Genomic DNA, 13,225 nt, shown 5'->3' with positions numbered 1-13,225 from the left:
GCGGCTATTCGCTCGAAGGCTGTCACAAGGGTTGAGTCTACCAATACCTTGCGTTCACATGGTCAAACGTGATTAGACTGGCGGTGTTACTCAGACACCGTGCGGCGGGCTAACCGGCCTAGGAACCATCGGCCCGCCGCACGGCCCACCCCCAATGGAGGCATACACATGCTACGCACCACCCTCGCGGCTGCTGCTGCAGTCTGCACACTTGTGCTGATAGGCGCGCCCGTTGCGACTGCCGATCCCCACACGAAGCACGACCGGTCCAGCCAGGACGCCTCACCCAAGGTTGCAGCGAAAGCCCCAGACGTCAAACCCGCGCCGACGCCCCCGGGTCGGAAGGGGGATCATGACCTCACCGTCACCGGCCCCCGGCTGCCCCACAAGGTGGCCCGCAAGCAAACGAAGGATCGCTACTTCGAGCAGCGCCGCGAGCAGACGTTGCAGAAGATCCAGGACTGGTTCGACCAGCACTGACCCGCAACGACGTAAGGCCCTCGGAACTATCCGGGGGTCTTCGTCATATCTAGTCCACGTTCGCCCACGTCTTGCGATGCACGATCTGGCACACCGACTTACCTGAAACCCCGAATTTCTGCCCAAGCTCACTCTGGCTGTAATTGCCTGTGTCGTACAGGTACCGGATCTCGCGCACGTCGTCAGGCATGAGTGTGTGGAACTTCGGCAACGTCCGAACGCTGTAGACGCGGCGCTGCTTCGCGTAGCACGGCTTGCAGCAGCCTTTCGCCTTGAACGGTTGGTCGCAGAAGTGACAGCGACGCGCGGCCATATGGGAGCCGTCACATCCGGCGATGGGGCATTTCACCATCAACAGATGATGCCATCAGCTAACGGACTTTGTTAGCAGGATGAACGATTTCTGCACGGCTGGCCAGTGGAATGACCGCCACGATGTCGTGGTCCGACGAACTCGCTCTGCTCGCCCGCACGATCCCCCGGGGATGGTTCGGCGACCTCGTCGTCCCTGAGGCTGTTGAACCGCCCGTCGGCTGGTTTGAGGCCGTCGAGGCACTGCTGGCCGTCGAGCTGCAACCGGCCCGCGCCGCACTGCTCGGAAGCCAGGAACAACTCGGCCAGCTCGCCGCTGTGTTGCGCGCAGCCACGTTCGCCGGAATCGGTGCGCACCAGCAGCGCGGTGAGCTGGCAGGGATACTCCGGCCCGCGACCTTCGCCGGAACGAACATCACCAGCGGCCCCCTCACTGCCACCCTCCAACCGGCCCGCGCCGCACTCATCGGGGGCCAGCAGCAGGTCGGGCAGATCGGTGCCACCCTCCGCCCCGCCGCGATCAACCTCACCGGAAGCCAGACTCAGACCGGTGCCATGGCCGCCCAAATGCGGGCCGCCACAGCCGCGCTCACCGGCAACCAATCCCAGTCCGGCCAGCTCGCAGCGACGCTCCGGGCCGCCACGTTCGCCGGATCTGGCGGTCAAAAGCAACTCGGCCAGTTGGCCGTCGCGCTCCGCGCAGCACTGTTCTCAGGCAGCGGTGGCCAACAGCAACACGGCACCCTGGCCGCCCAGCTCCAAGCTGCCCTCACCAACGCGGCAGGCTCATCCAAGAGCCTCGTACTGTTCGATGCCTTCACACTCGGCGGGTCCGGTGGCGCCAGCTCACGCGCGTGGGCGCACCCCACGGACGGCAACTGCCTCGCCGTCGTCTTCACCAACACCACCAACTCCGCGCCGACATGCACCTACGGCGGTGTCACCATCCCCCGGGTGTACGGCCCGGTCGCCGACGGCGGCGTGTTCCCCTACACCAGCTACATCAGCATCTTCGTGCTGGTCAGCAACAGCATTCCGCAAGGCTCCAACACCGTCTCAGTCAACCAAGCTGGGACCGCAAGCGCCGCAACAGCCATGTCATTCAGGAACGCCGGATCTATCGGATCGGTCATCGCTGACACCTCCAGCGGCAACATCAACCAGAACATCGCCCCGAACGAAGGCCAGGCCGCCATCTGCGGGTACGTCGGCGGCAGCAGCAACTTCGGCACACTCAGCCCCAACCAGGCCGCCAACTACGGCTTCATCACGTTCGTCGCCTGGGGCACCGTCGGGGGCTGGGGCCTCGATACCGGCTCTGGAATCAACTTCTCCGGCAGCCATTCCGGCGCAAAGTCCGGTGCCGTTGTGCTCATCAACGCCGCGTGAGTCGCCGTTTCACCCCAGGGCCGAATGATGTGCGTCGTGAACGCAGAGCTTGAAGCTATCCGCGACGCCATGGACAAGGACCGCCCCGGCGGCCGCGACCGTGAAGTCGCACGCAACCTCGCGGAGGCGTACATCGCGGCCAACCCCGACGAGTTCGTAATGCTCCAAACGATGACCGTCGAAACGCTCGTCGGCACAGTCGAAGTGTTCCGAGCCAACGGTGACGAACAATCCCAGTGGCTCGCCGAAGCCTGGCTACTGCACCTGTTCCCCACACCGCAGCAGGTCGGCGGAAACCTCCAGCCTGGAAGCCCGATGACCAATGGCTAACGCGTTCTGGCTTTCTAACGCCACCATCCTCGGGATGCTGAACTCTACCGGGCTGGCCGAAGCGATCGGCGCCAACGGGAAACTCAAGATCTACTCTGGAACCGTCCCGGCCAATGCGGACGCCGCCAACGCCGGCACCCTGCTCGCCGAGCTCACGTTGGCGGCAACACCGTTCTCGGGTTTCACCGATGCCACGGACAAGGGCCGGGCCACCTTCGGCCCTATCGCCAGCGATACCAGCGCGGACAACACCGGCGTTGCGTCGTTCTTCCGCATCGAGAACAGCGGCAGCAGCGTCAAGGGGCAGGGCACCGTCGGCACCAGCGCGGCCGATCTGGTCCTCAACACCACTGCGATCACCGCCGGGTCGACCGTCGCGGTCACCTCGGGCACCATCGACCTCCCCGAAGGCTGACTATGCTCGCCGTCGCCGCAGTCGTCGTGCTCGCCGCGCTCACCTGGGCGGCGCTGCGCCCCATCACCACCTACGACACCCTCGCCGCGTTCTGATGCTGTGGCACCAGGTCATCCTGGTGTTCACACTCGGCGCCGTCCTCGGTTCGGCCGCGACCTCCCTCACCGTCATGACCGGACGCAAGTAAGCACCCGGGCTCCGTAACCTCCACGGCGTGCCGATCACAGAGTTCACTGAGCCGAACGTCTGCATCGGTGAAAACCTCACCATCGACGACGCCGGCCAGCTCCGCCTGCAACCATGGGCTGTCCCCCGATTGGTCGCTGATGTGCGTGCCATGGCCGCCGACGGGGACCGCAAGGTCTACCCCAACATCACACTCCCCGGCAAGCTGCTGATCGATCAGAAGCTGTACTGGCGCAACGACTCACCCCTACCGGCCACCGTGCTGATCCGCGTTACCCGCGGCCCCCGCTACTGGCTCACGTCGAATCCGAACGCGATCCAGTTCCGGGACCGCTGGACCTACGCGCGCGACGCCGAGCCGTCAGTGCCGTTGACCACCAGCATCTTCAACGGCCAAACCGGTTCCGCGATCGACATCGGCACCAACTCCGTCGCCGAACCTAACCCGGGCCAACAGTGGATGTGGACCGACGTCAACACCGTCGACGAGTGGGTGCCGTACGACATCGAACCGAATCAGCAGTTCGCGCTCTGGTACCGCTGCTATGTGTGGACGCCGCCGCCATGGAGCGATAACGCCAACAAGAACTCCCCGAAGCATGAGGCGGCAGCGAATTGGGCGCGGTTGTCGCTGATGGCGTTTCCGCAACAGGGATCGGTGGTGACCGGATGAGCATCAAGGTCTGCACCAGCGAATACATGCTGTCCACCGTCGCCGGGCTCGACATGCGGCGCACCTGGTTCCCCCGCGTCGTCACCGAAGCATTCCTCGAGTCCACCAAGGACGGCAAGATCGAACGATCCCCCGACCCGGTGACGATGATCGAAGGCGACCTCACCTGGTACAACAACTCCCCAGATCCGCAAGTCGTTGCCATACAGGTCAACCGGGCACCCCGCACCATCGTGGCGCAGAACCCCGGAACCGTCGTCATCCACGACGCCTGGTCCTGGGCCAAAGGCGTATCCCCAGTGGCCGACTACCCGTCCGTGACACAAGACGCATTCGGTGGCCGCGCCCAAATCGACCGCCCCGAAGCCGCCGCCGAAAACCTACTGTTCGGCCGACTGTTCCTCGACGGCGACGGAACCCAGGCCATGGTGCCCATCGGTGAACTCGCCCCCCAACACTCGGCGCACTTCCGCTACGTGTGCAGTGTCCAGACACCCGGCACCTGGACCCAACCCAGCGAATTCGAGTCACGCATGGAAGCCCACGCACGCTGGACACGCCTCGTCATGCTGGCCTCACCGATTGGGGCATCGTGAGCAACGACCACTTCCTGATCCTCGACGAGGCGATCGAACCGCAGCCATGGACCCAATACCGGATCTTGGCCACCAAGACAGCACCATCGGTGTCCCGCACCTACGACACCAGCGGTGGCAGCAACAAAGACGAGTTGGTGCACACCGTCGACGTGCAGTGGACGAACAACACCCCGGTCCCGCAACAGGTGTACGGCATGGTCACCCGGGGCGGCTCCCAAGTCACCCTGCAAGCCCGCAGCCGTGGCTACCTGCAGATGCTTCACGGAGCCGACAAGCTCAGCACCCCAACGCCGCCGTCGTCGTTCGACATGATCGAAGTGTCCCGGTTCGGATGCGGCATGGACACCGGCAAAGGCGGAATCCTCGCAGTCGGAACCGGTTTCGCGGTGCACGAAGTACGACAAAACTCCATCACCGCACCGTTCATGCCGCACTCCGTCGGCTGGGAAACCATCGCACCGGGGGAAACCTTCTTCGGCCGCGTACAAATCCGCTTCAAGAGCGACTACTGGGAAGCCACCATCATCGACGGCGGCGACCAAAACACCGAATCCCTGTTCATCTCCGGTGACACCCGCGTCGACCTGTACGGGGTGCCCGCGTTCGCCGCGCCGGCCGAACGCCCAACCCCCACTGTTGTCGGTGTGGAGCACTCCATCAACAACACGTTCCCCACCGACGTCGACGTGCCCGCCGGCACAGCGGCCGGTGACGTCATGGTCGCGGTCGTGGCCAACAACATTGGTCTGGCTTCCGACATCACGCCCTCCGAGACGGGATGGACGTTGTGGCATGTCCGCAACGACGGCCTGCTGGGTATCGGCGACGTCCACATGAAGGTCTACTGGCGCATCGCATCAGCCAGTGAACCGGCGTCGTATCACTTCACCACCGGCGCCCTGGCCGAGGAGATCGTGCACCTGATCACGTTGCGCGACGCCTCACCCGACCTCACCGAGTGGCATGTCGCGTCGACGCTCACCAAACGGTTTTGGGAGCTCGACACCGGAAACAACATGTGCCCCAGCATCGACCGCGACGGCCAACTCCTGATCTGCGCCTCGTACGTGGCGCACACACCGTTGCAGGCGCCGATCAACCAGACCGCACCCGACGACATGACCCTGATCGAGGATTCCCCCGCGGACGGCTCCACGATGGCGTCGGCGGTGCTGGCTGATCCGCCGCGCCCCACACTCGACCGCGGGTTCACCCCGTCCAAGGTGCCGCAGTGGTCTGGCCGGTCGATCGCGCTGGCCATCCTGGTTCCCGGGGCTGTCACGATCTGATGTGGGAACCACCACCAAGTTTCGGTGACATGCTCGGTGACGCCGAGCTGGCCGCACCGTGGGCGGGGGACTACACGCCGCTCGCAGTGCCAGAGGTGGGGACCGTCCTGGCGCGCCGGCCACGTCCGGATGCGATCCCGCACCTCGCTTTGTCGGTCAACCCTGCTACCGATCCGCAGGCCCAGCAGCATCACGCGACGCTGTTCGTGCGCAACCACATCGCACCCGACGACCACGAACGCATCCTGGCCGCCATGATGGACGAAACGATGCCCGACAACACCATCGGACTGTTGGCCCGCGCCCTGGCCACGTGGGGCACCGAACGCCCCTACGTTGCTGTCATGACCCTCGCTTACGCGGCCGCCGATCACTGGCGCGCTCTGCGGACCCGGCTGCGCGGCGACGGCCACCCCAACCCCATGACCACCCTCACCTCCATGCACGACATCCTCGATGAGGCTGAGAAGCTGTGGCTCGAATCGCTGCAGACCGGCAACGAAGACCGCGACCAACACGAACAGACGAAACTGTTCGACAAGCTGTACGGGCCCGAGCCTGGCACCACCCAGACGGTCAGCAAGGGGACGGTCCGCCCGGCCGGGTTCGAGCCGGGCGACGTGGCCACTGATTTCAAGGCTGCGGCCCGCGCGTTGGGTGCACGCTAAGCCCATAATCTGCGCGGTATGGCGGACCAGATCATCGTGGGCTATGACCCGTCGAAACCGGCGGGGGAGCGGCTGGGGCCGGAGGTCAACGCCGAGATCGCTGAGGTTGCGCCGTCAACGCTGGTCAACGGTGCTGTCAAGACTGCGAAACTGGCCGACGGTGCGGTCACGGAGCCGAAGTTGGCCGACGGGTCTGTGACGTCGCCGAAGATCGCCACCGGCGGAGTCAAGACCGTCAACCTTGGTGATGGTGCCGTGACTACAGCCAAGCTCGACAACGATGCTGTCACCGCGGACCAGGCCGGTGTCGGTGTCGTCACCGCCCGCAACAAGGACGGCGACCCGATCACCCTCGAACTCGTTCCGATCCCCGCAGCCGACTACGCGGCGATCACCCCGAACCCGACCGTGCTGTACGCGGTGTACTGATGCCCCTGAACTTCGGTGGCACCCATCCGGTCCTGGCGCTCAAGCATGGCGGCATCGACTACCAGAAGCTCTACCTCGGTTCCACACTGATCTGGTCAAAGTCGGGGATACGGGACACTTTTGACCGCGACGACGCGGCCACCCTCGGCTCCGCCTGGACTGACCACGGCCCGTCGGCCACGTACAAAGCTGGGATCGTCAACGGCCAGTGCCGACTGGCCCTGCCGGACGGGCTGGTTTCGTCGCCGCTGCTGACCTCCCATGCCCGGTACAACGCCGCTGTCGCCCCAGGGGACGACTACGAACTCGAATTCCGTGTCGGCTCCCAAGGATCCGGCCCGTCGATCACCGGGGACCTGCCCAGGACGCAGGTGTTCGCCCGGGTCTCCAACAGTGGTTTCACCCATGGTGTTGGTGTGCAGTTGGATTCGTCCACGCTGCGGATCGTCCGGCGTCTCCTCAGCATCAACACCGTCATGGTCAGTGGTGGCACGTTCGGTGCCGGCGACACCATCAACCTCAAGGGCGTCGGCAACGTGCACACGTTGCGCCGCAACGGCAGCCGAGTCGGCGAATGGAACGACAGCACCGGCACCGCGTCGAAAGGCTCCGGCTATCGCTCGTTGGGTGTCGTGGTGATGGCGTCCAAGGATCTGTTGGGGCCGCGTCGATTCGGGCCGACACTCGACTGGGTTGAGCTGTCCTAGTCGTTGCACCCGGCGGGCCTACTTTCGCGCCGTGAACAAACTTCTCGCGGTGTTCGCATCGCTGCTGGCCAAAGCGCTGTTCGATCGTGCTGTCGAGTATGTGAAGGACCCAGCGAACCGCGAAGATGTCGAGTCCGCCAGCACTTGGTTGCTCGAGCGTTTCGCTGGCGCGACGCCGTGGAAGTGGGATGACAAGGTCATCAAGGCATTGGCTGATCAGCTTGGTGCCAAGATCCCCGGGCTCGACGGGCTCAGTACTGCGGTCGCGCAGCTTCAGCAGTTCGTGAGCCGGCTGCCGAACCTCGGTGGCCTGTTCAGTGGTGGCCGCTGATGCCGACCCGGGAAGCAATCGAGTACCTCAAGGCCCGGTTTCGTGAACGTGTCGGCAATGACTACGCGTACGGCGGCGAATGGTCGAAGACCGTCGTGCGTCAGGGCTGCGACTGCTCAGCACTGGCCGCGCACGCCCTGAACGGCGTGATCTACGGGGCCGGAATGCAATGGCGCCGCATCGATCCAGCCACTGGCGCTTGGATCACCACCGAATCGTGGCGGCCCATCGAGGTCGGCCAGCGCGGCCCGTTCGGCACCATCACCGTCGCCCACCCGCGGGACTTCCCGGCCGACGCCGCGGTAAAGATCGCGCTGCACCACGGGCCGGGCGGCGGAGCGAACTCGCACATGTGGGTCGAGGTCGACGGTGTCCGAATGGAATCCAACGGCACGAACGGTTGCGTCACCGGCGACCGGGCGCGGTCCGTCTACGACACCTCTTATGCGAACGACTGGGCCTACTTGCCCGGGCCGATCGTTGACGATGGGACTGAGGTTGCGCCGGATCCGAACGCGGTCACCTACGGCATCGACATCTCCAACCACCAGGGCGTGATGGACCTCGACCGCGTAAAGGCTGAGGGTTTCGACTTCGTCTGGGCCAAGGTGTCCGAAGGCGCGAACTACCGGGATCCGTTCTGGCCCAAGACCCGCGACGACGCCAAGCGGCTCGGCCTGATCCTGGCCGGCTACCACTACGTCCGGACCGGCGATCCCGCGGCGCAGGCACGGCTGTTCGTCGACCAGCTCGGTGACAAGAGCATTCCGGCCATGCTCGACTTCGAAGCCGGATCCGGCCCGATGTATCAGTTCTGGGCGGTCAAGGCCGAGATCGAGAAGCTCGGTGTGCGGGTCGCGCTGTCGTATATCCCCGACTGGTACTGGGAGCAGATCGGCAAACCTGACCTGTCGCAGGTGCCCGGCTTGATCCGCTCCGAATACGTGGGTGGGACCGGCTACGCCTCGGTGCTCTACCCGGGCAATCGGTCGCCGCTGTGGGGCGCCTACGGCGGCCGCACGCCCGACATTCTGCAGTTCACCGACCGGGCCCAGGTGGCCGGCAAGTCGGTGGACGCCAACGCGTTCCGGGGCACCCCGGGGCAGCTCCGCCAACTACTCGGCACCGAACCACCGACCACCGGATCAGGAGAGATCACCATGTCCGCAGCAGAAGAACTCGAAGCCCAGTCCCGCGGCGTGTTCCCGCCCTCCGATGAGGGCAAGCGGGGAGGCTGGCCGCAGCCGTGGCGATTCGTCTACTCGCGGTTCGCGCGCCCGTTCAACAGCATCGTCAAGGACCCGGCCCGCGGGCCGTGGGGGCGCGTCCAGCCGGACAACACATGGCAGAACGGCCACACCGACAGTGACGAGCAGACCGTCACCACGGCCGAGCAGATCGCCTGGCGCAACGAGTTCTCCGACGGCATCACCCGCGACCACGGAGACGTGATGATCGAGCTGATGGAGGATCTGATCGGCCGCCGCAAGGCAGCCGGTCAGTCCACCAGCCCGGCCACCGACGCGCTCAAGGCGAGCGAGTAGCGGTGAGCATCGCGGCCGCCATCGCCACCGCCGGCCTGGCCCACATGGTCGGCGACTACCTGATCCAGTCCGACTGGATGGCCCAGGAGAAGACCAAGCGGTGGTGGCCTGCGATCGCTCACGCACTCACGTACGGCCTGCCTTTCCTGTTCGTCACGCAGTCGCCGCTGGCGCTGCTGGTGATCGTCGGGACGCACGCCGTGATCGACCGGTACCGGCTGGCCCGGCACGTCGTGTGGTTCAAGAATCAGCTCGCGCCCCACGCGTTCCGGCCGCCGCACACCGCGACCGGGCACGGCCCCGACCGGCCGGACTGGCTGTCGGTGTGGTTGCTGATCATCGCCGACAACGTGCTGCACATGCTGATCAACGTCGCGGCGGTGGTGTGGCTATGACCAGCTTCGCGGAGTTGCTGGCGGGCCGCCGGGGTCTCGAGTTCGTCAAGCACGCGGTCCTCACGTTCGCGGGCACCTGGGCCAAGCCCGGCACCGGGTACCCGTCGTGGATCGTGGCCGGAGCAATCGATGCGCTCGAAGCGCCCATCTACGAGGTCCCCGTCCAGGCGCCGTGGTCGTTCGGCTTCATCGGCTCCCCGGACCCGAAGGCACCGAGCTACGAGGAGTCCGTCCAGATCGCCGTGGAGTGGGCCATCGCGTGGATCTTGGCGCACCCATTCCAGACGTTCGCGATGGTCGGGTACTCGCAGGGCGCCGAAGCCATGTCGCGGGTGCTGCTGGAGATCATCACCCCCGGCGGCCGGCTCTATCACCTGCGGCACAACTTCATCGGCGGAGTCACTGTCGGCAACCCGATGCGCGAAGAGAACCACAGCGGGCCCGGGCTGCTCCACTCCGCCGGGCGCGGCATCGCTGCGAAGCGTCTCACCAATACTCCGGACACAGTGGTCGACATCATCAACGAGGGCGACATGTACGGCCAGGTGCCCGCCGGACCGAAGGTGCTCGACAAACAGGCCGGCGACAACATCACCGCCTGCTACATGGCCGCCGTCCAGCTCGGCCTCGACATCAACGCGGCCACCGCGGTCCTCGCCGCGTTGACCGGCAAAGGCGGCCTGGCCGAGCAGGTGTTGGAGCTGCTGGCCAAACCGCTGAACGTGGTGGCGCTCGGCAAGTCGATCACCATCGCCCTGCAGTTCGTCGCGCAGAACCCGCCGACCGCCCCGCACATCACCTACGAATGGCGGCCGGTGCACGCTGACGGCCGGACCGGGATCCAGTACGCCGTCGACCACCTCGGCGCCATCGCCGCGGCACCCGCAGCGGCCTGACCGTGAACGCTGCCGCCTGGGCCATGGTCTGGGCCGGCATCAGCTACAGCACGGTGAGCGTCGCCGCAGCGTTCAGCCTGGCGTGGCGGAACCGGCGCTAATCGATGTGGTACGGCGGTTGACCGAGAGGCGTCGGCGGGAAGTTGTTGGGGTCGACGGGGTAGCAACGCCCAACTGATGGCACGACACCCGTGGCTTGTCCGAACTGGCCATAAGTCAGTTGCGGCTGGCTGGAGAAGCACCGATCCCATGTGCCGTCTGGCCGGATCGGACCGTCGCAGTACTGCGCGAACGGCTGCGTCTCGCACCCAGCCGAGGCTGGCGCGGCGAGGCTGATGGCAGACGCGGCCAACGCGCCGGCGATCAGACACGCGGCTGTGAACCCCCTGTACATGGGCAGGATCGTACGACACCGAGTTAACGCGGGTGACAGTTTGCCTATCGTTCGGCGACTGGCCGGGTGGTGCGGCTTGCGGTTGCGCCCGTATTTTCCCCGCAGAAACGAAGACGATACGCCTGGATGCAGATAGACGGCTATCGACCTTGCATCGCTAATCATGTTGGGCCACAACACGATAATTGATCAAGTTAGACCGCCCTGGACCCTGGGCTGGCATTGATCCTTTTCATGGCCTACTAGGCCCCAGACATACAGCCCAAACAAAATTCCCGGTCGCGAGCCATGAGGCAAGCGACCGGGAATTTCGTTTCCCCATTCATATGGTGTGGTCAGGGCACCACCGTGGATCCGATGGTCGGCATGAACTGGCACTGCTTCTCGGTCGTGGTGACCTGGCCGAAGACCGTCGTCATGATGCTGCCGGAGCCGGTGTCGGCGATCGCGGTCAGCGTGGTCGGCCCCTCGGGGTTGAGATCGGGGCGCGGTGTGAGCGTCACGCTTCCGGACTTGCCGGTGGTCAGGTTCACCCAGGTGGCGTTCAGCGGGAGCTTCTGCTGGGCAGCGGGGCCCGGGGTGCCGATCGCGGTGAACACGTACGCGGTCTGGCCGGGCTTCGGGCCGGGCAGCGGGATTGTGGCCGGGCCGGCCACTGAGATCGCCGTCGCCAGAACGTTTCCGCCGTCCTTGAGGCAGCCGTTGCTGATCGACGGGTACATGAAGTCCTGTGTCGTCGGCGCGTCGGGCCCGAAGCCCGGGGCGGGAGCCGGGGCGCCCGCCGGGGCGGCTTCAGGTGCCGGAGCAGGTGCCGGTGCCGGCGCAGCATCAGGGGCTGGGATCGTTGCCGCCGCCGGAACAGCCCCGGGAGCGGGCGCGGGCGCCGCCTCGGGAGCCGGTGCCGCTGCCTGTGCAACCGGAGCGGGGGCCGGAGCAGGTGCGGCTTCGGGAGCCGGAGCCGGAGCCGGCAGCGCCTCAGGGGCCGGCCCGGCCGCGTGGGCCGGGTCGACACCCATCGGCAGGTGAGCGTCGCCGCCGGCGCCCAGAGCAGGAACATGCTCGGGTGCGGCGACGGGCTGTGCCGCGAAGTGGTTGACCGCCGTCGCGACGTTGCGGGATTCAGCCGATTCCGATTTGTTGGCGGCGAACGCCTGCGCGGCCGCCATCAACAGCTGCACGGCGCCCCCGGGGTCGGCCGCGGCCTGCTGGATGATCGGGCTCAGGCCCTCCATCGCCGGCAGACCGGGTGCCTGCACCGCGTCGATCGGCAGCGGTGCCGGATCGGCATTCGCTACGGCGCTGCTGAACAGCAACAGGGTGGTGGACCCGATTGCAGCGGCGGTGCCGAACATTGTTTTCAGGGACATACGCGGTGACATGGCTTTCCCAATCGTTTCGGGCGGTCAGACCGGTTCGGGTATCAGGGCAGGCCGGCGGTGAACAGCGGAGCCAGCGCCGCGACCTCGGGGTTGAGGGCAGCCGGAGCTGCAGCGGCGGGAGCGACAACAGCCGGAGCTGCCGCCGCTGCCGGGGCCAATGGGGCCGCCGCGGCGGGCAGGGCTGTCTGAGCCGCAACCGGAGCCAGCGAGGCCAGATCACCCGGGATGTTCACCTTCTGCGGCAGCGGGAAGGGCATCCCGGGCACCTGCGGGATAGTCAGCTCGGCCGAGGGGATCAGGGAAGCCGGGCCCGAGACAGGTGCGGTCGCGGCCGGAACTGTCGGTACCGCAGCCGGTGCGGTGGGTAAGCCCGGCATCAGAGATCCCAGGGGGGCATTGGCTGCGGCCGGCGAGACGGCCGTGGGTGACTGCGGCAGCGTCACCGAGGCGGTGGCCGACGGAACCGGAGCCGGTGCGGCGGCTGGGGTGCCGGTCAACGCGGAGCTCACACCCTGCAGCAGTTGCGGGGCGACGGCCGGCACGCCGGCGAGTTGGTTGACGATCGGCAGGTTCGGCGCCGGGATCGGGGCCGGGGCCACCGGTTCGGCGTTCGCTGCGGCGCTGAGGGCCAACGCGACCGGGACAACGCCGGCGGCCGCGATCATGCTGGTGGAAACAGCTTTCCAGGTGAAGATCATGGTTCTCCCAATCGGTTGCTTGCACGTCTGAACCCGAAACTATCTAGTTACTGATGGGACTCAAGTGACACGTGTGGCGGTTATTCAACCGTTACTGCAACGACCGAATTC

General features: G+C 66.1%; 17 protein-coding genes. 14 read left to right on the top strand and 3 right to left on the bottom strand.

From position 1 onward, the window contains the following. Nucleotides 1–168: 168 nt before the first annotated feature. Entirely contained in the window at nt 169–480 is a 312-nt protein-coding gene (locus HBE63_RS17750) for a hypothetical protein (protein WP_166905910.1), read from the top strand. Nucleotides 481–529: 49 nt separating this feature from the next. On the opposite strand, the gene HBE63_RS17745 is transcribed toward HBE63_RS17750, so the two are convergent. Next, the gene (locus HBE63_RS17745) at nt 530–670 is read right to left on the bottom strand and encodes a hypothetical protein (protein WP_166905909.1); all 141 of its coding nucleotides are present in this window, start codon (nt 668–670) and stop codon (nt 530–532) included. Between the two features lie 245 nt (nt 671–915). On the opposite strand from HBE63_RS17745, the gene HBE63_RS17740 reads away from it, so the two are divergent. From HBE63_RS17740 to HBE63_RS17670, 13 genes are all read left to right on the top strand, one after another. Further along, the gene (locus tag HBE63_RS17740; RefSeq protein WP_166905908.1) at nt 916–2,181 is read left to right on the top strand and encodes a hypothetical protein; all 1,266 of its coding nucleotides are present in this window, start codon (nt 916–918) and stop codon (nt 2,179–2,181) included. 36 nt (nt 2,182–2,217) lie between these two features. After that, on the top strand, nt 2,218–2,511 hold the full coding sequence (locus HBE63_RS17735; RefSeq protein WP_166905907.1) for a hypothetical protein: 294 nt from the start codon (nt 2,218–2,220) through the stop codon (nt 2,509–2,511). A 34-nt stretch (nt 2,512–2,545) separates the two neighbouring features. After that, nucleotides 2,546–2,926 (top strand): hypothetical protein, encoded by a 381-nt coding sequence (locus HBE63_RS17730; protein ID WP_208301152.1) that lies wholly within the window; start codon nt 2,546–2,548, stop codon nt 2,924–2,926. Between the two features lie 214 nt (nt 2,927–3,140). Beyond that, complete coding sequence (locus HBE63_RS17725) at nt 3,141–3,785, top strand: hypothetical protein (protein WP_166905905.1); 645 nt, start codon at nt 3,141–3,143, stop codon at nt 3,783–3,785. After that, nucleotides 3,782–4,381, top strand: coding sequence for a hypothetical protein (locus HBE63_RS17720; RefSeq protein WP_166905904.1), 600 nt, complete (start codon nt 3,782–3,784; stop codon nt 4,379–4,381). The genes HBE63_RS17725 and HBE63_RS17720 overlap by 4 nt, the downstream gene beginning before the upstream one ends. Beyond that, a complete protein-coding gene (locus HBE63_RS17715; protein ID WP_166905903.1) occupies nt 4,378–5,673 on the top strand; it encodes a hypothetical protein in 1,296 nt (431 codons plus the stop codon). Before HBE63_RS17720 ends, HBE63_RS17715 begins: the two co-directional genes overlap by 4 nt. Continuing rightward, nucleotides 5,673–6,341: a hypothetical protein gene (locus HBE63_RS31475; protein ID WP_243858113.1), complete on the top strand. Its 669-nt coding sequence runs from the start codon at nt 5,673–5,675 to the stop codon at nt 6,339–6,341. The genes HBE63_RS17715 and HBE63_RS31475 overlap by 1 nt, the downstream gene beginning before the upstream one ends. An 18-nt stretch (nt 6,342–6,359) precedes the next feature. Then, nucleotides 6,360–6,770 (top strand): hypothetical protein, encoded by a 411-nt coding sequence (locus tag HBE63_RS17700; RefSeq protein ID WP_166905902.1) that lies wholly within the window; start codon nt 6,360–6,362, stop codon nt 6,768–6,770. After that, complete coding sequence (locus HBE63_RS17695) at nt 6,770–7,477, top strand: hypothetical protein (protein WP_166905901.1); 708 nt, start codon at nt 6,770–6,772, stop codon at nt 7,475–7,477. The genes HBE63_RS17700 and HBE63_RS17695 overlap by 1 nt, the downstream gene beginning before the upstream one ends. Nucleotides 7,478–7,526: 49 nt before the next feature. Then, on the top strand, nt 7,527–7,808 hold the full coding sequence (locus HBE63_RS17690) for a hypothetical protein (protein ID WP_166905900.1): 282 nt from the start codon (nt 7,527–7,529) through the stop codon (nt 7,806–7,808). Continuing rightward, the gene (locus HBE63_RS31470) at nt 7,808–9,352 is read left to right on the top strand and encodes a glycoside hydrolase family 25 protein (RefSeq protein WP_243858111.1); all 1,545 of its coding nucleotides are present in this window, start codon (nt 7,808–7,810) and stop codon (nt 9,350–9,352) included. Before HBE63_RS17690 ends, HBE63_RS31470 begins: the two co-directional genes overlap by 1 nt. Nucleotides 9,353–9,354: 2 nt before the next feature. Beyond that, a complete protein-coding gene (locus tag HBE63_RS17675; RefSeq protein ID WP_166905899.1) occupies nt 9,355–9,747 on the top strand; it encodes a DUF3307 domain-containing protein in 393 nt (130 codons plus the stop codon). Next, a complete protein-coding gene (locus HBE63_RS17670) occupies nt 9,744–10,643 on the top strand; it encodes a hypothetical protein (RefSeq protein WP_166905898.1) in 900 nt (299 codons plus the stop codon). The genes HBE63_RS17675 and HBE63_RS17670 overlap by 4 nt, the downstream gene beginning before the upstream one ends. Nucleotides 10,644–11,372: 729 nt before the next feature. On the opposite strand, the gene HBE63_RS17665 is transcribed toward HBE63_RS17670, so the two are convergent. Together HBE63_RS17665 and HBE63_RS17660 are read right to left on the bottom strand one after the other, a co-directional pair. Next, nucleotides 11,373–12,404, bottom strand: a complete 1,032-nt coding sequence (locus HBE63_RS17665) for a hypothetical protein (RefSeq protein WP_208301151.1) — start codon at nt 12,402–12,404, stop codon at nt 11,373–11,375. 53 nt (nt 12,405–12,457) lie between these two features. Beyond that, nucleotides 12,458–13,114, bottom strand: a complete 657-nt coding sequence (locus HBE63_RS17660) for a hypothetical protein (RefSeq protein ID WP_166905896.1) — start codon at nt 13,112–13,114, stop codon at nt 12,458–12,460. Nucleotides 13,115–13,225 lie beyond the last annotated feature (111 nt).

Origin of the sequence: Mycobacterium sp. DL440, assembly GCF_011745145.1 — a bacterium.
Lineage (GTDB): Bacteria > Actinomycetota > Actinomycetes > Mycobacteriales > Mycobacteriaceae > Mycobacterium.
Note: the sequence above shows the minus strand (reverse complement) of the source record. Positions and strands in the feature narration are given on the sequence as shown.